Genomic DNA, 18,372 nt, shown 5'->3' with positions numbered 1-18,372 from the left:
CTATCCCCTCATTCGGCCAAATTTATCTAAAATCCCCGAGATGTCAGCAGGGCAGTTGCTCATTGCTTCTTCACGTTTTTTTAATGTCTTCCACGGGTCGAAACCATGACGCCCGAATTTTTTAATGGAAAAGAAGTAGCTCCTGACGGGGTCACATTCTTTACTCTCAGAACCCTCTAGCTTTTCAGTCATACACATGAAAATCGTACAGGGATCTTTCTTATCGAGCATTGGCTGGTCAATTGGGCCCAGGTCAGAAATATCGTTGTATTCCTCTGCGGCCCGGCCTATAGATGTGGTCAGCGTTAAAACCACGGCAGCACTTATGATGATCTTTTTCATTTATCCTCCGGCTAACAGCGCCATTACTTTTTTTACGTATAGCTGCGTTTCTTTGAATGGCGGGATGCCGCCGTATTTGTCCACGTTGCCTTCTCCGGCGTTATAGGCTGCGAGCGCCAGTTCCAAATCGTTGTACTTGGCTAGCAGGCGTGACAGATAGGCAATACCAGTCTTAACGTTCTGGTCGGGGTCATAGGGATCAATGCCCTGCTTAACCGTATGAACCGGCATGAGCTGCATCAGTCCTTTTGCACCTACCGGACTTTCCGCTTTGGGGTTAAATCTGGATTCCACCTGAATTAGCGAACGAACGAGCAGTTCGCTTATCCCGTATTTATCCGCGTATTTTTTTATAATCGCTTCAATATCAGCAGGAGCATCCCTCCTGACACCGTTGACTATCGGGTTTTCAATTACCTCGCGAACTTCTTTAACAACCTCTTTCTGAATTACTGGTAATTCAGAAAGATTTCGCGTTTTACCCCAGGCTTTCTGCATTGCCTTAGTCCACTCAGGCGAAGCGCGTCTGTCTTCGTCTGTACCGTAGCTCGCATGAGCTACGGTAGGGGAACGTGGTGCTGAATCGCCACCATAGAGCGATGCATAGATAATTTCGGCATCACTGGCGGCCAGAGTCTGGCCGCTTGCTAATAGAAGGAGAGTTAACACCGCGCTTATTTTCATGGGGCCGCACTCGGCATTGTGTCAGCGTTCTGCTTAACAGGTTCATTACCCAGGCCTACAGGAACGGTAAGATCTCTGTAAATCACATGGCGGTCAGACAACTGGAATAGCTGGCCGCTGCCGCCCTTCATGGTGGTTGAGCAGCCACTGAGAAGTGCTGCAATTGCGAATGCAAAAATTGCTTTATTCATGGCCGTTACCCGTTTTTCTGAAATGAGACAAGATGATGAACGTGATCCACAACAACATAGCTATCAAGACCTGCAAGCAGCTGTAGAGCATCGAGCACTGGCATAGTCCGGTGCATCTTAGCGATAGCTGGAATAGGCTTATCAACGAGCAGAGCCGCTTCTCTTGGTGCGGGATAACTTGTCACGAGTCGATATCCAGTGGGTTCGAGAAGATAATCAACCGCCTGGCGAACTGTTTTTACATCCTCCGGCCAGACCGTGCGCATGTAGACCGTCAATGGATCAACGTACTGGTAACGCGAATCCTTGGTATTTGCTGGAATCGCGCCCCCAGTTGAAAACGGCCCTGTCACGTTTACGTCATATCCGTAAGCCTGACGGCCCGGTGATGTGGTCACATCGGTTACGGTGTAACTCTTTTTCTCTGAGCTTGAATCAGAGAAAGGCGCAGCCTGAGCACACAATGGAAGCGCTGCACAAGTAATCAAAATCAATTTAATCGACATAGTTTTCATAGAGCGTTTTCCACGGTGTGATATACATTTCATCTTCAACCAGGATGCGGATCGGCTGACCTGCATGAAGGGTTTTTGTTGGCACGATATTAAGGAATTTCTGAGCCTGGCCTGATGCCTGCTGGCGAGCGCCGGAACCAAAGTTTCCTGCGAGGGACTCCTTACTGTCTCCAGTACCCTCATAGCTCGTTTTGGTGCCAATCAGTGCATAAGCCGCAACGCCGAGTATTTGGGCGGTGATGTGGTAATCCACCTCATCCGCGGCCACGCCGGAAGAACCCATACGGTCAAGCACACTCTGCTTGCTAAAATCGATACGATCACCGTTCGGCAATACAAGCCATGTCACGAGAAAAGCCATCTTGTTTTGAATAGGCTGATTAACGCCTGATTCACCAACGGCTTTAATCATCAGTGTTGAGCCTTTAGGTGCCAGGATATACGAGTTACTGGCGTCCATAACGTCGTTAGTGACCATTGCTTTCATGGAGCCTCCAACGAAATCAGAAACGGCTGTATAGGTAGTAATGGCGTTAATCTCTGCACCAGTTGGGAGCTTGATTTTGCCTTCTGTAGAAGCTTTGTAACGGTTGTCTGCCGGATAACCTACAACTGCATTGCCTTCTTCGTCGGTTGGCCCTTTAGAACTGCCGCCGCCGCCGCCGAAGCTTCTGGCACCACCAGTAGAGCTAACCCCTTTGCCAGCATCACGCATTTGCGCATCGACATTTGAACGGGCTGACGCCATTTTCTGCGCAACTTCATCACCGCTTTTATCCTGTTGCGCTTCCATCATGCGGATACGCGTCTGCAAAGCACTACGCTGTGAGTCGATATCAGCAATACGATCAGAATTACTTCCACCTGAACCAGAAGAACGGTGAGAGCTTGCGCTGCTGCTGTTGCGGCCTGCGCCTGGTACAGACTTATTTGAGTCTTCATAACGGGTCTGACGGGCTTTAAGAGCGCGTTCAACCTCCTGCGCTTCGAAGCGTGCTTTAACCTCATTGATCAGCTTCTGCTTACGCTTTTCGTCCTCGCTGATTGAAGGACTATTGGAATTGTCATTACCGTTCTTGGCTTCTGCGCCGCCATCAGCAGTGTTCTTTCCACTTAGCTGAATGTCATAAGGGCTTTTCGGCGGCTCTTTAACCTGCTCCTTTTGCTGCCTGGCTCGCTGGTTGTCCACGAGCTGGTTAAACCTGTCCGGGTCGTTATTTACTGCCGGTGCAGCAGCAGGTTTACTTTCTTCTGCCGTACTTTTCTTGGTTGAGGTCGAAATGTTGTAAATCATATTGATAAACAGCAGCAAACCTACAAGACCAAAGGCGATCATCAGGTAGAACTGGCCTTTTTTCTTGTATGTTGAAGGTTTCTCATCGACGCGATTTTGCCGTTCTTCCATATCAGGATTCCCCGTTGGTCGCGTTATCGGCACGGTTGATTTCCAGCTCAACACCATCAAGCGTCATGGTGAATTTTGGGTAGATTCCAACCATCTGATAAATCGCGTAAGCATCGTCATATTTGGTTGGAACGACTGCTTTTTTTCCGCCAACTTCGGCCTGTACTGCCATCAGTCCACGGTTAGGATTGCTTAAGCGGATGTAGGTGAAACGCCCGTCATCGTAGACGTCAGCGACGATGTTTTTACCTGCAAACCCTTTGCCGGTGCTCCAGTTGTAACGGGTATAGATGTGATAGCGGTATTTCCGTAACGCTTCATAAACTGCCTGCCGTTTGCTGCTTTCTGCGTTCATACGCATTTCATTAATCTGGCTACGCATTGCGCTCGCATCAGCACGACCAGCATCAGAATAAGAGCCAATGCTGCTCCGATCGCGACTGCTGAGAATGCCGCTTGTTGTGCCGCGAATAACGACACAGGTGGTATTTTGGTTAGCCGGAACTCGCGTAGCCTCAATATCAAGAGCCTGGCCGTTGGTCAGAAAAGCAGTAGCCATCGTCTTTGAACCACCTGGTTCCTCAGACGTAGGGCGGATAAGGATTTGGTTCGCGGCCCCGTCAACGTCCCAAAGTTCGTTTGAATTAGATGGCTTCTCGGTCACTAGTTGTGTGCCGTCAGGGAGCTGCACACGCGTACCCAGGTAAAGCGCAGAGTTAACGCGCAATACCATATTTTCTTTCCAATTGACGATACGGCATTGCTCAGCAAGCGTATTTGATGAATAGGCAAATACAAATGCCATTGCAGAAAGAGAAATTGTTTTTGTCAGTTTCATTTGCTTACCTATCCAGATCTTTTTTAGTAAGAATTTCAATACCAATTGAATTAACGTTAATCCAACCAGTGCTTTTTTTACTCATTTGCGCCCTATCCAATACAGTCCAGGTAATACGCTGCATCCTTCTTGTCGTATCTTCCTTCTTCACTTTCGCGCCAGGTCTGACAGTTGTTTCATCCCATGAAACGTTGGTACGGATAATTTCTTTCTTCTTACCTGAGAAATTACCAGGGATAACGTCGTAGTGATCAATCCTGATATTGCTTACATTAACTCGGATTTGATCAGTACCTTTTGAAGCAATGTCAGCGGCAGTTTTAGCTGCATTAAACCCGCTTTCGTCGTTAAATTCCGTATACAAATCATCACCCATAAAGACACCTGCTTCGGCATAATCTCGCTGAATGCTTTCCGGGTGAACCTGATAGCGTGATTCGTAGTATTTTGTCAGCAGTGAATTAACCACATTTACGTAAATAGGCTGCTCATCATCAGGATTAAACGGACTGACTTCTGTTTTTCCGTCAGACCACATTTTAACCCATACTACCTCGCGTGAATTTTTTGACTCCTCTACAGCTTTTTTAGCTGTGTAGGTGTTATAAAAACTCAGCAGCACTACTATAAACAATCCGATTAAAAGCCATGTACGGTCGGCTCTCAGAACCGCCATTTTTGACCTGCGTACAGAACGGTTTGATTTTTTAACCTCGTTTTTATCGAGTGGCATCTTAATCACCTATAGAATTACAGTAACGGCTTTAACGGCGGCAGACTTAGCCATATTGGTTGCTCCATTACTGGCAGATCCAACACCAGAACAGAGCATTTTGGCAAAGCTAAACGAGCTGAATATCATGATGCACGATATAATACCGAAGACAATAATCGCCCACAGAAGACTTAAGTTTTCATCAGTGATAACCAGTGGCGCGGTAATATTGAAATTACCGTCAATCATTGTTGAAGCCGGATTTTCAAATTTTCCTGCGGCATTAATCGTAGCTTTCATAACCAGCATAGAAAGCAATGATGTCAATCGCAGTAAAATCGAACACACGCCCCAACCAATATAGAATCGAACCCAACCGTCGAAAATTTTCCGCGTCCACGGCGCAATAAGGAATGGGATGAACAGAACGCCTACCATCCTTGCTAATGAGTACCCCAGAGTGACAAACACGTCTGCCAGGTAGAAAGCTATCTGTAAAAAGAGTGATACGACAGCCCAGATGATAGTTACGGCCCACATCCAGATAGTATCCGTAAAGCCAACATCAGGTGCCTGCACTGCCTGAGTTATTGTTCTGTCGATAAAATCCGAGAGGAACATTTTATCTTTAGAACCTACGATCAGGAACTGGAATACATTACCTAAATCCTCAAAGGCCCCTTTAATGACGTATGTAAAAGGACCGTAGCTGGCAATAAAAGCTATAGTAGTGATGAAAAGAATTACGGCAGTAAAGGTCGCAACCCAATCTACGTTACCCATTACAAACTTGATAATCTCGCCCACTATCACCATAAAAAACAGAAACGTAGCAATTGCTGAAACCAGCAAAAATATATCACTACCGTTCGCAGAGAAAACGGCACCAATATATTGCTGTACATTATTATCTATTTCTTTTGTTAGCTGATTGCTTAAAGCAAACACAGGTTGGACAAAAGAAAACCACAGCAAAAATACAGCAAGTGTTTTTTTGAACAAAGCGATACCCCTTACGGCACATGCCGTAATTTTTTAAACCCGCCGCTTAATTATCTAAGTGACATACCTAACATCATTTTTGCTGAATTTATGTCCGGCGAAGCCTGATCAAATTTATTTATCAGAATCCATCGAACCTCTGCTTCAATCTGCTCTTTCGTAACCTTTCCTGTCCATGAAGATGTACTTTGCCCTTTCACTCGGTCATAAATACTCACAAGGTCTTTTAATGTGCTCTTAGCCTGGGCAGTAGATAACGAAGAATATTTACCCTTCGAATATTTAACACTGCCACGATTAGGCACTTCATCGCTCGCTCTTTCTTTAGCTTTCAGAAGGCAAGTCATCCGATTATTAACCGAACAATCATTCTTGTATTTGGCTACAAGCGTTTTGTGTTTCTCATCAATTTTTTTCTGAGCAGGATCGACATACCGTTCTGCTGCAAGGACGCTTCCTGACAACACACAGAAAAGAGACACTGCCAGTACGCCTTTCTTAATGTGATTCATCTTATTCACCTTTATATGCCTTACTCATGTTTTTTTCTTTTAACTCTCTTGCACGAGCCATTTTATTAAAGTAGTCATTTGAGATCTGATTAGACATTTTGAAATCAGTGTTCTGTTGAGATTGCGCGTTCAGGTTCTGCTCAATGATCAGTTGATTCTGGCGAGCCATCAGTTGCTGTGTAGCGAGTACATCGTTATCGCCTAAGTCATCCAGTGCCTGACCAATTTCATTTGCTCTGGAAGCCTGCTCGGTAATGTTCTGGTCATTGTTCTGGCCTGCCAAATCTTGACGTACAGCCATTTCAGCTTTTCGCTTGCGGTACTGAAATATGGCTTTAGCTCTCTGGCGGTCATTACTCAAATAAGGAATCTCTGCATTCATCTCTGACCATTCTTCGTCAGACATCCCCCAACCGTTTAAAAGCTTGTTTCGTTCTATTGCATCATCCCACGGCCCGCTGCCTACGTTGGCATCATCACCTGAGCTATAACGCGGGTCATACATATCGATATTTTTTAATCGGTTAAGGAAGTCTTGCAGATTTACTCCGGTAAGCTGCTGTTTAAGCTTCTCAGCCTCTCGCAGAGCCTGCCGGTAATCAGCAAGCATCTGGTCGTAACGTTTATATGCTTCAAGCAACTGGTTGTTACTGAGAACGCTTTGTTGCAAATATTCCTCGTAGTCTTTAAGGCCCTGAGACAATTCGCGAATCTGTCCGGCGATCTGCACATAGTCAGTAACCGGCACGATTGCATAGGTCGGTGTCGTTAAGAAGCTGGCAGCAACTAAGGCCGCCATTAAGGTACGTTTCATTGATAGATGTTCTCCAGTTCGCGCTGCGATTCCGTAGGCGTTTTCGCTTTCCCTAAGCCATCTACGATGCGATCAACTGCTGTATCAATGTCATCAGTCTCTTTGTAGATGCGGTTAGCTAACGTTGCCTCATGAGCTGTAGATGTGCAGATCGCATACTGTTCTGATTCGACGATGAGGTTAACAACCTTCGCAATACGAGCCTCAGGGATGAAAATGTACATCTGACGACGGGGTATCAGATTTCTGATAATTTCTACCTGGTCGGGAGACAGGCCAAAAGCTTTAACATAGGAATCTGTATCTGCGTCCTGGTGTGACATAAAGATAAATACAGACGCTGCTGCCCTGAGTGTTTCCCATTCATCGAGGTTGGAATAGTGTTCAGGGCTTTGTGTCCAGAACCCCATACCACCACCATGCTTGAACCAGGTACGTGATTTTGTAATCGCCCAATCAGCCGCCCCTGGTACTGATAGGGTGTACTGTGCTTCATCGATATCCATGAACTTAGGCGTTTCGCGGTACTTCTCAGATTCAAATAGGCGTACGGTACGGAAAAAAATCTCGTGCTGAATGAGCTGGGCTTCCGCTTTCCTGTCTTTGACCGCAGCAAGGTTATAAACGGTAAGCGGCTTATCAAGCTTGCCGATTGCATCCTTCTCGTTGTCAAAAAGCGATGCCCGATGGCCTTTGCCGTAAAAGGCAGCCAGTTTGTTTTTAATCGGGTTACTGCTTTTCGCCATGAGAGTACTGAGCGTGTTAGTGGACAAACGGCCTTCCACGTTAGCGAACTCCTGTTCAAGAAGGCTTTTAATGCTTCTTGCCAGCTCGTTAACTTCATCAGGTGAGAAATAGCGGTCTTCTTCTCGCTCATTGAAACGGAGCATGATTTTTAACTGATCGATGTAGTGAGAAACGAAATCAAGATCCTGAGGTGAATAGGCATTCTGAAACGTATTCATGCCGTCTCTGACACCTTCTGAGAGCGTAAACGCGGCCCCGTCTTCCTTGAAGAAGTTGGCAAGCGGTATTGTTCCCTGGTCAACGTCGAGAGACGTATAAAGACCGCCCAACTTTGAGAAATGGGATGCTATTACGTTTTTTGCGAATGATTTACCGGCACGGGTCGGCCCAACGCCGATCACCAGGTTCTTTTCACCAATTACAGAGGTGTAGTGGAAAGGAACGCCGTCATCAGACTCAAAAATATAAATGGCTTCTTCCGTGTCGAAGCCTTTTTTCCATGTCTTGATACCTTCATGTGAGCGGTAAAAGAGGGAAGCAGCACCGGCCTGTGCGGTGTTGTAAACCATTGTACGGAAGGTGTTTTTGTCATAGCCAGGCTGCATAGCAAAGTAGGATTTTTCGAGGCCCACGCTTTCCCACACAATAATAGAGTTGTCCGTAACCACCTGATTAACTTCAACTGTCTTATCGATTAACTTAAGCGGATCAGTATCAAACACGGCAATCGCAGATAAGTAGTTGCCTATCTTTTCAGGTGAATGAGAGGCGTTAAGCAGCTCGTCCTGCATTTTTTTCAGGTGCGGGTTTTCTTTCACTCTGTGCTCAAGGTGCTCACTGCTGACCTTGGCCGTCATGAGATCGGAGAAGTTAATCTGTGCCCTGAAAAGCTCGTTCTCTTTCGCCGTGAGCACAAAGGAACGCTTTAATGCTGACAATGGGCTAAAGCGATTGAAAATGACGTAATTGCCCCTCATCAGCACGGCTTTCTTTCCGCTGTCGTTGTAAGACCATACAGCCTCTGGAACGCTATCCTGACCGTGCTGAATGATGGTCCCTATACGAACATACACCGGCTTGGCCCCGTCGATTTTAAGCATCGGTACGCCTTCAATGAGTACGTTCTGAATGGTTTCACCATCCAGTGCATATTGATCCCAATCTTGTTTGGGTAACGAGCAGGGCTTAGAGGTGAGGTATGACGGATTGAAATTTGCTAAAAATTTTTGCAAGCGCCAGATTTCATTTACGCCCATATGCTTGTTTTCAGGCGAAAAGAAAGAAAGCCTAACATCAAGGTCTTTCAGCGCATCACGTAGTTTGCGGCATTGTTTCTGATACTCATCAACCTCGATCATGTAGGAATCGAAGTTTTTAAAAGCAAGGCCGAGTCGCTTACGTGCATCTGTATCAAAAATGCTGTTGAAAAGGTTCTTAGCAAATGTCAGCGAAAAGACGCTGTTGAGATTCTCCGTTGGCTCAACTTCCAGCAGCCAATAGATACGAGAGCCATTTAGGTTACGCACTTTGTTTAGAAACGCCTGGCGGCGTTTCGATAACAACTGACTGCGAGGGTTTTCGCGGTCGGCAATTTTTACTTTGACACCTTCATAGTGCACATAATATTCAGTCAATGTAACGTTAGCCGGTAGGAGCTGAAAAATATTGCGCAGCATTGCGCTGACAGTCTTCCTCACCGCGTCTGTTACAAATGTCGGATCAAGACCAGTTAACTCAAGCCCTCCAATGACGGTGCCGGAATAGGTATAGACCGTATCACGATCATGACCTGCAAGATTTAACTGCTCGTTATATGTACCAGAAGGCATCAGTCTAACCTCTTACTTTTGAACCCATGCGATAAGCAGCGCAAGGTTGAATAATGCAATTCCACCCATAGCTGCACGGAAAGCCCAGGCTAATGCAGAACTGCCTGCTTTCGGAATCAGAACCCACATGATGATGCAGGCGGCCAGTGAGATGAACACAACGAACAGAACGCCAGCCCCGCCGACTAAATCGATCAAGTCCTGCATCCATGAAACTAGTTTTTGCAAAAAACCTTCGCTGGGCGTATCGAGAGTTACATCGTTATTTGCAGCCAGCGCGCTACCAGAGAAGGCTACTGCGAGACTGAACGCGAAAGCTTCTTGAAGCTTTTTTCTTGCTCCCTTTAAGCGATTGGCTAAAACATTTTTCATTTGCGGGTATCCTTAATGTCACTGAGTTTTATGAACTTCACTTTTCGCTGAGTCGTCTGGCTGTTATCCGTACTTTCAGCGCCGAGAATTGCAGAACGCCATGCAACATGAGCGTCGCGGTCTTCCATGTGGATCGTGTATATTGGGAGGACGGTTATGAGCAAAAAAATCACGAAGGCAAGCACGGAGAAAAGGCTAAAGAACTTGATAGCCAGTAACAAAGCAAAGCCATTCACGAACAGCAGAAGGATGTACATCTGATGCGGTATACCCGCCTTCATCTTCTTGTCCGAAAACACCTTGTTGTTTCTAAGGTTTGGGTTGACCTTGAAGCGCTGTTCTGTCGTCATATATTGCACGTCTTATGTAAACGATTCACTATTACTTAAGAAATTTAGCATCGAACGAGGCACGGTTCAACACTGCGATGAAAAAACTCTACGATTATATTGAGGCGATGAAACGCCACACGAGATTGAACACGAACATTAAGATCGCGGATTATTTGGAAGTCAGCCGCCAGTACATCACGACGCTGAAGTATGGAAAAAGTTGGTTAAGCCGAGAAAAATGCTTAGATGTCGCAGCAGCTTTGGGAATCGACGTTACGGAAATACTGATGACCATAAACGCGGAAAAAAGCCAATCCCTTAGCGATAAGGAACGGTTCTATAAGCTCGCAGAGCAAAACCGTTCCCCTATAAACCCTCCCGAAAGTTTTAAGCCTGATGGCTCACCTCGGAGAAGGCCAGCGAAAAAGAAGAAGCCATAGCCACTTACGATTTCAGAAGCCGAACTTTACATTCTTTACATATCACGATCAATATGAGAATCGGCCTATTCTTAGAATACTAATAGAAATATGCACTTAGCTGTAAATTGTAACGGAAGCTAAAAGTTAGCGTTCTAAGAATCAAGCACATTCATTAATCTATGTAGAGAACTAGCTATGAACTGGGCCACTAAATGTGGCCCAGCTTTCTCACTCGCCTACCCGCTCGTGCTTCCCGGTCTGAGTATTGAAACGGAAAATGATGTGAATTTTTCCGTCTCGCATTTCGCCTATTTCAGTAATCCTTCTTCCCCACTGGGGATCACGATGTGTCTGGATTATGACGTCAATAGCATCACGTAGGAGAACGCCTGTAAGCTCGTAACTCACGTTACCGGCAGAGGCTAAAAGGTACTGGACGCGAGAAATGCAGTGCTCGCAACTCTTACCGTGAACGGTCGACGCACAGCCGCGTAAACCCGTATAAATGATTTGCAGGAAAGCATCAACGGCTGGCGCTTTACGCAACTCCCCTACGATTACTCTGTCTGGCTGCTGGCGCAGGGTTGCATGGATAAGCGCAGGCAAATCGATAGGACTCTCACGCCTGTTTGGGGCTTCCATTGCCAGGCCGAACGGAAACATAGAGCGTATGTGTAGCTCCTGCGTATCCTCAGCTGTGATGACACGTTCCCGGCGATCAATATACTCAGACAGATATCTAATGATGGAAGTTTTGCCGGAACCCATAACCCCTGAGACTAGGAACGTTTTCTTGTCCCTGACCATCGCTATCAACCACTCAAGCATTTCTTCTGTGAACATACCGTTCTTTAGAAAAAACTCTGTCGTAAACTTTTCAACGGGTACTTTACGCAGGGCCAGAGTTGACCCTGAAGGAGTAGTAGAGATATGCGTTGCATTAATGCGGCTCCCATCGGGAAGCCTCGCATCAAGAATAGGTGCCTGAAGATTTAATTCATCCTGATCCAGCGTAACGCAAAACTGCTGTATGAGAGAAACAAGCCGGTCTTCGGAATCAAATTTGCAGTCCACTTTTTCAAGGATACTGTTACGCATGACGCTTATATCATCATAGCGGTCTACAAAAATATCGGTGATTGATGGGTCTTTGTAGAGGTGCATGATAGGAAGCAGTTCATCATGAATCAGATTCCATTTCTGAATAGCTTCTACAAATGTATCGTCTACATAACCGAAAGGATATTCCATAAAAACTCCTATAAAGCGTAAGGCTCAAACTTGTGAAACTTAATCAGCCCATGCGAGTGAACGTGGATCGGATCGAAAGAACCAGTACGGGAAATGTGTCTCACATTTCCATCGGGGCTAGTAAATTTCGGCCACGGATTTTTATCATAAAGTTCTTTGTAATGACTAAGCACAGAATCGGAGGTAAAGAGATAAATCACATAATCTATCTTCCCTTTTTGCCAGTCGTCAGCATGACCATGTAGGTTGTAGTAAATCCGGTTAACATCTTTTTGTGTCAGCTCAACTTCAACTGCGACTTTAACGTCTTGGTTATTTATGATCAGTAGGTCGGGCCTTCTAACGTAACCTTCTTTAGCGAGTTCTGTTTCGCTAAAGAAATCCTTCACTCCTTTCTGAGTAATGAGAAAGGATTGAATGCTGTAACTGTGAATGATTGTGTGCAGAGGAAATCGTCGGAAGGTACGAATAGCTAAAGTAGGATTGTGTATCTTTGCTTCTTCTACGCCCTCAGTAGATAAGGTAACTACTTTCTTCCTGGTACCAGGAACATAGGCTTCTTTGGTAATACCTTCCTCCGCTAGTTTCTTGAAGAAATCCCCCTGACCATTTACGTTAACACCTAACATTTTCGCAAGCAGATCGCGACTCGAAAAACCAAACTTGGCAAGCCACAAAATTACTTTTTTTCTTTTCTGGTAATTGATTTCAAAGTTGCTCAAAAACACCTCCGCAAATGCTGAGACTCGCACGAACTTAACAAGCCCCCATAAGGGGCGGGTAAAGCCCTTAAAAGAGATTGAAGAGATTGTTCTCGCGCCCACGCGAGGACAAAGGAAATTTTCGCGCCCACGCGATAATTTACGGTCTCTCCAGGAACATCCCGTTCAGGGATGTGTATGGACGCGGAGCGTTCAATCCGCGCTATCCGCGCGGCGTCAGGGCTCAAGCCAAAGGCGAAGACGCCTGACCACCCCCCTTAGGCTGGCGCAAGGTTCCCCGTTAGGGGGAACCGCCGCGCCCCGAAAGTGGTGCGAGGCTTGGAACGCGAAAAGCGCGCTTGAGGCGTATACGCCGATTCGCGCCTTTTCGACCGTTCCAGGGCGACGCACCGCTAAGGGCAAGCATACACGGCGCTGGAGTGAAACGAAAGCAACGTGTATGTGTAGCAGCCTTAGGGGGGTGGTCAGGCGTCGCAGACGTCTGACGCCGCGCGGGGGAATTTCATGCAGGCGAGGCGTCCAGCCGACCCGGAATGAAAGGGGGTGGAGGCGCAGCCGGAATCCCTAAGGGGTTGATTTCGTCCAGAAATCATCCCCGCAAAGTGTTTTGATAGTCGCATCTAAAACGCATAAGCGTTTTAGATAAAGACCATCAAAACATGCTCTTGACTTTGAATTTTACTGCCTAATTTACTACCTATGCAATGCAATGGAGTAAATAAGGTAGTAAAATAGGAAGCATGGCTAATGTTTGAACCGCATAATCGGTTAAAAATTAGTCAAGTTTACGCAGAGTAAACTAACCACATAAGCCTTTTCCCGCAAAGTTTACGCGGAGTAAACTTTGATTGCAGGGATGCAACTGTTTAGGCTGTGTAAGTTTTTACAGGAATATGACTTCTAAAGCAGGCATGAACATGAAGACAAATAATACAGAGTTATTAAGGTGGGTTTATGAAAATGCATACCCTAACCTTACTTACTTAGCGTTACTGATATTAGCTTTTTTAATGCAATTTACATTTAGCGGGCATGTGACAAAGAAAAGTGATCTGGGAGCATGGGATCATATTGTAATGCATATGAGAACGAAACTACTTGTAGGTTACTTACTGCTTTTAGTTTTATTAAATTCATACATCATTATCGTTGCCGCCATGCAGCTAGGTCGTGACGGTGCTTTACAGTACATGGGGATGGTGTATGAAAATCTTTTTTCTAAAGTAAAAAATGTTAGTGCTATTGTGTCTATTATTACCGTATTCCTGATGCCATATTTCTTTCATTTCATACACAGAAGATATGTTAAACCTCGCCTATCTGCATTAAAAAGAAAGTATCGTGTATCTCAAACAGGTGATTCACTATCAGATATTAGGGTCGAGAATCAGGCATATAAAAGTAAAACATTCGAAGTCAGAAAATATTATAAAGATGGACATATATTCATGGGATTAGATGAATATGACGAACCTATATACATGGATGATTCGGAGTTCAAATCTAAGAATTTAAAAATACTTGGTGCTACGCAAACAGGTAAAGGTGTTATACAGCAGGTTCTTTTGGATCAAGCGATAATGAAAGGCTGGGGCGCATGGTTCTTTGACCAAAAGCCTGATGACTTTATATATTCTGTATTAGTCGAGTCCTGCAAACACTGGAATAGAAAACCGCCTGTCGTACTTGATTTAACCGGAGAAAGCACAGGTAAATACTCACCTTTTGAATACGGCCCTTTAAGAGAGAGGTTACAACGTTTTAATAAAGTTTTTGGCCTGATTGGTAAGGGTACGGATGCTGATCATTATAAAAATATAAACCGTCAAATTATGACTTTCTTATCAGATTATTGGGATGGAACACTTGGACATTTAGATAAACTTCTCAATGGAAAGGATAGCAGCATTCCAGATAATAAGCGTCAATGGGTTTTTGAAAATACTATTAACATACGTACTCGTTTAGATGAATGGAAGCTGCTACCTCACTTGTTTACTAATAAGGGTGAAGGGTTCAATGTACAGAAAGAATTAGAGTTAGGTTCAGTTGTATATGTGAAAGGTAGACAGGATGACGATTTAATAAGAGACGTAGTCTCTGCGCTGCTTGTTGAATGGAAAGATTGCATCATTAAAAAAAGACATTCTAATCATATTTTCACCTGTCTTGATGAAGCAAAATTCTGTATTTCAGCGACTGTAGCTAGTGCTCTGGCAACGATACTATCTAAAGAAGCAAACATGGCTCTTGCATATCAAGAGCGTGATGATATCAAAAACGTACCTGATCAGACTGTCGATAAGGATGCATTAAAAAACCAGGTCGAAACAAATACCCTTATCACAATATCCTACAAGTGCAGCTACGATACAGCGGAATGGATCGCTATCAATACAGGAACAATTCAGAAGAACATAACTCGTATGGAAGGCGTTGATACAGATGGTTTCGGCGCTGAGTCTTGGTCTGGCAATCGTATGATCGGAAGTGAAGCTGAAACCTACATCAGCACCAACAGTATCTTGAGTCTTAACAAGCGTGTCGGTATCTTCATGAATAATGAGGGTCTGGCAAAATATTTATTCACAAGCTGGATTCCGGTTAATCAAAAATCGCCTTTACCTTTAGCTGAACAAAGCTATAACGACAATGGAAGGAAAAGTGATTTTGACAATAAAAAACCATCTAAAAAGGCAAATCCTAAAGTAATAGTAAATAATGAACATAAGGGTGGTACTCCAACTGATGAAACTGATACCATTACACACGAATATTCATCATCATCTGATTTTGATCCTTCCAGTGATCCCGATTTTATAGCAATGCTGGAAGCTCAAATGGCGAATGACAGTATTGAAGCTGACAGCTCTGTTTATCAGGAAGAAGTCCAGCAGATCGCTTTAGAAGACATTAAGAAAGCAGAGCCGGAGAAACATCCTGAAAGCATAACAGTACCAGAATCGCAAGATGACTTGATTTCGAGCTTTGTTAAAAAGGGTAAAAAATGACTGAAATTATCAAACTGAAACTATCGCAATGTGTACCTAACAAAAAACAGGATCGCAGGGATTTTGAAAGCCCGTCTGCTAGGGAGCACATTGAAAAGCTGAAAGCTTCTATTGGCTTGGTTCTTCCTAATGGCTCACTTTATGGGATTCGTGAGCGTTTAGTGGTCAAGCCTTCTTCTACGCCTGGCGAGTACATCATTATTAAGGGTGAAAGTCGCTGGAGAGCAGGCAGTGAAATTGAACCCAATATGGAAGTCGAATGCGAAGTACGGAATTATGACGATAAAACCATTGAGCATCTTGACCATGCTACTGAGAACTCATTACACAGAGATCTGAATATCTTTGAACGTGCGTTTTCAATCAAGACAGATAAGGAGAATGGCCTAACCACAGAGCAGCTTATCGCCGTTCATGGCCTATCGAATAAAACTGTAGTAAGCAAGTATATGAGCGTATTCCGCTTGTCAAAGCCAAAGCAGAAAATTGTGCAGGAATCATATATCAACGATCTGAATCTTCTCAGTAAGCTGATGAAAATTTCAGATGAAGACGTTAAGGAACTGCGTCAACGTTGTGAGGGTGGCGAACAGGCTAAAAAGATAATTAACGAGTTACTTACTCGTAACCGCCAGTTGCCCGAAAAGGAACCTATCTACAGAGTAGCTTTCACACAATCTCAATATTCGGCAATTCTTGAGCTGTTGGATCTCAACCCCGAAGATATGAATAACCCTGACGAAGATATTGAGGTACTGCTTAAAAATAGACTTGAAGAATTGTCATCTAAAGATGTTGTCGCTAACGACAATACTGACAATGGCTAAATTATTTAGGCTGGCTACACAAAACGATTATGTTTATATACCTGAAATCGGTTTATGGGAATTATCGTTCGACAAGCGCCCCGTTATCGGGGTGCGTTGTGAAGATCCTGTCACCGGTGCTTTTGAATATAATCAGGCTCGGATTAAATTTTTCTCTGCTAAACTTAGAAGCGTCAAAAATCATAAAGAATTTGATTTTGAAGCTGTGCTAATATGGGCTGCTGAACATGGCAGCCCTGAACAGTGTCACTTTGTTTTGAATTTGGTTAATGCAAGGAATATAAGTGAATACAAGGAAGCGGCTCTTAACTTCATTAGATATGACAGAGTCAGTTATCCCTATCATCTTGATATAGCAATATTTTTTACGGGATTTGAAACTAGGCTAACCACCAACCATGATCTGATATCAGTAATTAAGGACAAATCAAAATCATGATTACGAATACTAAGATCCCATTAGCTTTTCACGACATTGTCAACGTGCTTATGTGGGATGATTCTTATAACAAAGAAAATGTTATAAGCCGTATTCCTTGCGGGACAAAGGTCACTTACTGGCTCGCCCGAGCTTTTACGCTGTCAAATATGAAAAAGTACGCTAATAAAGGTCAGTTTACTCTTTCATATTACTATCAGAAAAATCTCCCTTTAACAGAAGAAGATCTGAAAAGCCTACTTGATTTTTACTTAAGTCAAATCAAGCAACTAAAATCTCTCAATCGCGATAACGCAATGAGCGGTCTTATTGATATTTCTTCTTTTATGCAAACCACGGAAATGAATATTTCTGTTTTACCCTGTCCTCCTGTACTGATGTTCATCCGCGTAAACCTCCTTTGTGATGAGGCCCATACTGAGCTGCGCAAACTCTACCAGTTCGGCAGCATCACAAAGAGCGACTACTTTAAACAGCGCAGAGAGCTGTTTAAACCGCTGAACAAGTTCAGGGCAGACTTTGCCACAAAGGTGAGCGAAGCAGGACGTCTTCTGAGGACTTTTGAGGCTAAGTTAACCGCCAAACACGATGCCTAACGCCTCCGGCAAGCGTCTGTAGACCTTGCCTCTATCCTTCCTTCGCTATGATCCAGCGTGTATCTGCAACAGGTTTATTCTCCATTCTCCGGCCCCCAAAAGAAAAAAGGGATTGAGCATAAGCTCAATCCCCTACGATCACTTAACTTTATCAGCTAAGTGTTTTCTGTACTGCAAAACTACAGTCTCAATATCGAGATGAAGTAGTGCATCATTACTGACAATGAAAAAAGTCACGTCAGCAGTCCGACTATGCGGGTACAGGCAAGCATGAATGATTACACGATCAAACAACCAGGCTCTTTTGAGATTGGTTGAATCAGTACAATCATCAAGGTTTAGTTTTTGTAGATTAAATCTACGTTCGCTTAAGTAAGCTTCAAGATTTTGATATGACTCAGTACCACTATATTGAAGATGTACAACCGATGATGTTATATCAGGTTTAACACATTCAACATTAACGACAGTATTGAACTCATAGAAAGCTTTTTCGATTTTATCGATCATGATTGATTACCTTTAGGGCAATCTTCATGTGCCAGAGAGGCAACATGAAGAAGCCCCTGGCAGAAAGGATTAAAAGGTGCGTTTCAACCGGTTATAGCGCACGTTGTCCGGTAAATAGATACTAGCAAAGAGCCACTTAAACAACAAGATATGTAATCGCTACTCATTCACTCGTTTAATATGCATTAGGATGATTCTGCAAATGGCTAATTTGCTCGTAAGTTAATTAAATATGCAATCTGATGTTATCAATATGCTATTAATAACCTGAAAAATTAATCAAAAAGAAATAAATT

General features: G+C 44.1%; 21 protein-coding genes. 5 read left to right on the top strand and 16 right to left on the bottom strand.

What is annotated here, in order from left to right; translation table 11 throughout:
- The 13 genes from LG383_RS22805 to LG383_RS22745 are packed head-to-tail and all read right to left on the bottom strand — an operon-like array spanning window position 1 to window position 10,316.
- On the bottom strand, window positions 1–342 hold the full coding sequence (locus tag LG383_RS22805; protein WP_225760275.1) for a hypothetical protein: 342 nt from the start codon (window positions 340–342) through the stop codon (window positions 1–3).
- On the bottom strand, window positions 343–1,026 hold the full coding sequence (locus LG383_RS22800) for a lytic transglycosylase domain-containing protein (protein WP_225760274.1): 684 nt from the start codon (window positions 1,024–1,026) through the stop codon (window positions 343–345).
- Window positions 1,023–1,217 carry a hypothetical protein gene (locus tag LG383_RS22795; protein ID WP_225760273.1) on the bottom strand — a complete coding sequence of 65 codons (195 nt, stop codon included), beginning with the start codon at window positions 1,215–1,217 and terminating at the stop codon, window positions 1,023–1,025. Before LG383_RS22795 ends, LG383_RS22800 begins: the two co-directional genes overlap by 4 nt.
- Before the next feature lie 5 nt (window positions 1,218–1,222).
- On the bottom strand, window positions 1,223–1,732 hold the full coding sequence (locus tag LG383_RS22790) for a pilus assembly protein PilL (RefSeq protein WP_225760272.1): 510 nt from the start codon (window positions 1,730–1,732) through the stop codon (window positions 1,223–1,225).
- The gene (locus tag LG383_RS22785) at window positions 1,713–3,137 is read right to left on the bottom strand and encodes a TrbI/VirB10 family protein (RefSeq protein ID WP_225760271.1); all 1,425 of its coding nucleotides are present in this window, start codon (window positions 3,135–3,137) and stop codon (window positions 1,713–1,715) included. The genes LG383_RS22790 and LG383_RS22785 overlap by 20 nt, the downstream gene beginning before the upstream one ends.
- 1 nt (window position 3,138) lies before the next feature.
- Window positions 3,139–3,975 carry a TrbG/VirB9 family P-type conjugative transfer protein gene (locus LG383_RS22780; protein ID WP_225760270.1) on the bottom strand — a complete coding sequence of 279 codons (837 nt, stop codon included), beginning with the start codon at window positions 3,973–3,975 and terminating at the stop codon, window positions 3,139–3,141.
- A gap of 4 nt (window positions 3,976–3,979) precedes the next feature.
- Window positions 3,980–4,708: a hypothetical protein gene (locus tag LG383_RS22775; RefSeq protein WP_225760269.1), complete on the bottom strand. Its 729-nt coding sequence runs from the start codon at window positions 4,706–4,708 to the stop codon at window positions 3,980–3,982.
- Window positions 4,709–4,717: 9 nt separating this feature from the next.
- Window positions 4,718–5,692, bottom strand: a complete 975-nt coding sequence (locus tag LG383_RS22770; protein ID WP_225760268.1) for a type IV secretion system protein — start codon at window positions 5,690–5,692, stop codon at window positions 4,718–4,720.
- Window positions 5,693–5,742: 50 nt separating this feature from the next.
- On the bottom strand, window positions 5,743–6,204 hold the full coding sequence (locus tag LG383_RS22765) for a hypothetical protein (protein ID WP_225760267.1): 462 nt from the start codon (window positions 6,202–6,204) through the stop codon (window positions 5,743–5,745).
- 1 nt (window position 6,205) lies between these two features.
- Complete coding sequence (locus LG383_RS22760; RefSeq protein ID WP_225760266.1) at window positions 6,206–7,018, bottom strand: hypothetical protein; 813 nt, start codon at window positions 7,016–7,018, stop codon at window positions 6,206–6,208.
- Window positions 7,015–9,594 (bottom strand): VirB4 family type IV secretion system protein, encoded by a 2,580-nt coding sequence (locus LG383_RS22755; protein WP_225760265.1) that lies wholly within the window; start codon window positions 9,592–9,594, stop codon window positions 7,015–7,017. Before LG383_RS22755 ends, LG383_RS22760 begins: the two co-directional genes overlap by 4 nt.
- Window positions 9,595–9,606: 12 nt before the next feature.
- Window positions 9,607–9,966, bottom strand: a complete 360-nt coding sequence (locus LG383_RS22750) for a hypothetical protein (RefSeq protein ID WP_225760264.1) — start codon at window positions 9,964–9,966, stop codon at window positions 9,607–9,609.
- Window positions 9,963–10,316: a hypothetical protein gene (locus tag LG383_RS22745; protein ID WP_225760263.1), complete on the bottom strand. Its 354-nt coding sequence runs from the start codon at window positions 10,314–10,316 to the stop codon at window positions 9,963–9,965. Before LG383_RS22745 ends, LG383_RS22750 begins: the two co-directional genes overlap by 4 nt.
- Before the next feature lie 77 nt (window positions 10,317–10,393).
- Between LG383_RS22745 and LG383_RS22740 the strand changes: the two genes are divergently transcribed.
- On the top strand, window positions 10,394–10,738 hold the full coding sequence (locus LG383_RS22740; RefSeq protein WP_225760262.1) for a hypothetical protein: 345 nt from the start codon (window positions 10,394–10,396) through the stop codon (window positions 10,736–10,738).
- A 210-nt stretch (window positions 10,739–10,948) separates the two neighbouring features.
- On the opposite strand, the gene LG383_RS22735 is transcribed toward LG383_RS22740, so the two are convergent.
- Window positions 10,949–11,971 carry a CpaF family protein gene (locus LG383_RS22735; RefSeq protein WP_225760261.1) on the bottom strand — a complete coding sequence of 341 codons (1,023 nt, stop codon included), beginning with the start codon at window positions 11,969–11,971 and terminating at the stop codon, window positions 10,949–10,951.
- Between the two features lie 8 nt (window positions 11,972–11,979).
- Window positions 11,980–12,699, bottom strand: coding sequence for a hypothetical protein (locus tag LG383_RS22730; RefSeq protein ID WP_225760292.1), 720 nt, complete (start codon window positions 12,697–12,699; stop codon window positions 11,980–11,982).
- Between the two features lie 911 nt (window positions 12,700–13,610).
- On the opposite strand from LG383_RS22730, the gene LG383_RS22725 reads away from it, so the two are divergent.
- Genes LG383_RS22725 through LG383_RS22710 form a run of 4 tightly spaced genes read left to right on the top strand, consistent with a single transcriptional unit; the run spans window position 13,611 to window position 17,566 of the window.
- The gene (locus LG383_RS22725) at window positions 13,611–15,704 is read left to right on the top strand and encodes a triK protein (protein WP_225760260.1); all 2,094 of its coding nucleotides are present in this window, start codon (window positions 13,611–13,613) and stop codon (window positions 15,702–15,704) included.
- Entirely contained in the window at window positions 15,701–16,531 is an 831-nt protein-coding gene (locus tag LG383_RS22720; protein ID WP_225760259.1) for a ParB N-terminal domain-containing protein, read from the top strand. The genes LG383_RS22725 and LG383_RS22720 overlap by 4 nt, the downstream gene beginning before the upstream one ends.
- The gene (locus LG383_RS22715; protein WP_225760258.1) at window positions 16,524–16,970 is read left to right on the top strand and encodes a hypothetical protein; all 447 of its coding nucleotides are present in this window, start codon (window positions 16,524–16,526) and stop codon (window positions 16,968–16,970) included. Before LG383_RS22720 ends, LG383_RS22715 begins: the two co-directional genes overlap by 8 nt.
- On the top strand, window positions 16,967–17,566 hold the full coding sequence (locus LG383_RS22710; RefSeq protein ID WP_225760257.1) for a hypothetical protein: 600 nt from the start codon (window positions 16,967–16,969) through the stop codon (window positions 17,564–17,566). Before LG383_RS22715 ends, LG383_RS22710 begins: the two co-directional genes overlap by 4 nt.
- A gap of 138 nt (window positions 17,567–17,704) precedes the next feature.
- On the opposite strand, the gene LG383_RS22705 is transcribed toward LG383_RS22710, so the two are convergent.
- Window positions 17,705–18,076 carry a hypothetical protein gene (locus LG383_RS22705; protein WP_225760256.1) on the bottom strand — a complete coding sequence of 124 codons (372 nt, stop codon included), beginning with the start codon at window positions 18,074–18,076 and terminating at the stop codon, window positions 17,705–17,707.
- Between the last annotated feature and the right edge of the window lie 296 nt (window positions 18,077–18,372).

The sequence above is a fragment of the Leclercia sp. Marseille-Q4284 genome (assembly GCF_916618945.1).
In the GTDB taxonomy this organism is placed as follows: domain Bacteria; phylum Pseudomonadota; class Gammaproteobacteria; order Enterobacterales; family Enterobacteriaceae; genus Enterobacter; species Enterobacter tamurae.
Note: the sequence above shows the minus strand (reverse complement) of the source record. Positions and strands in the feature narration are given on the sequence as shown.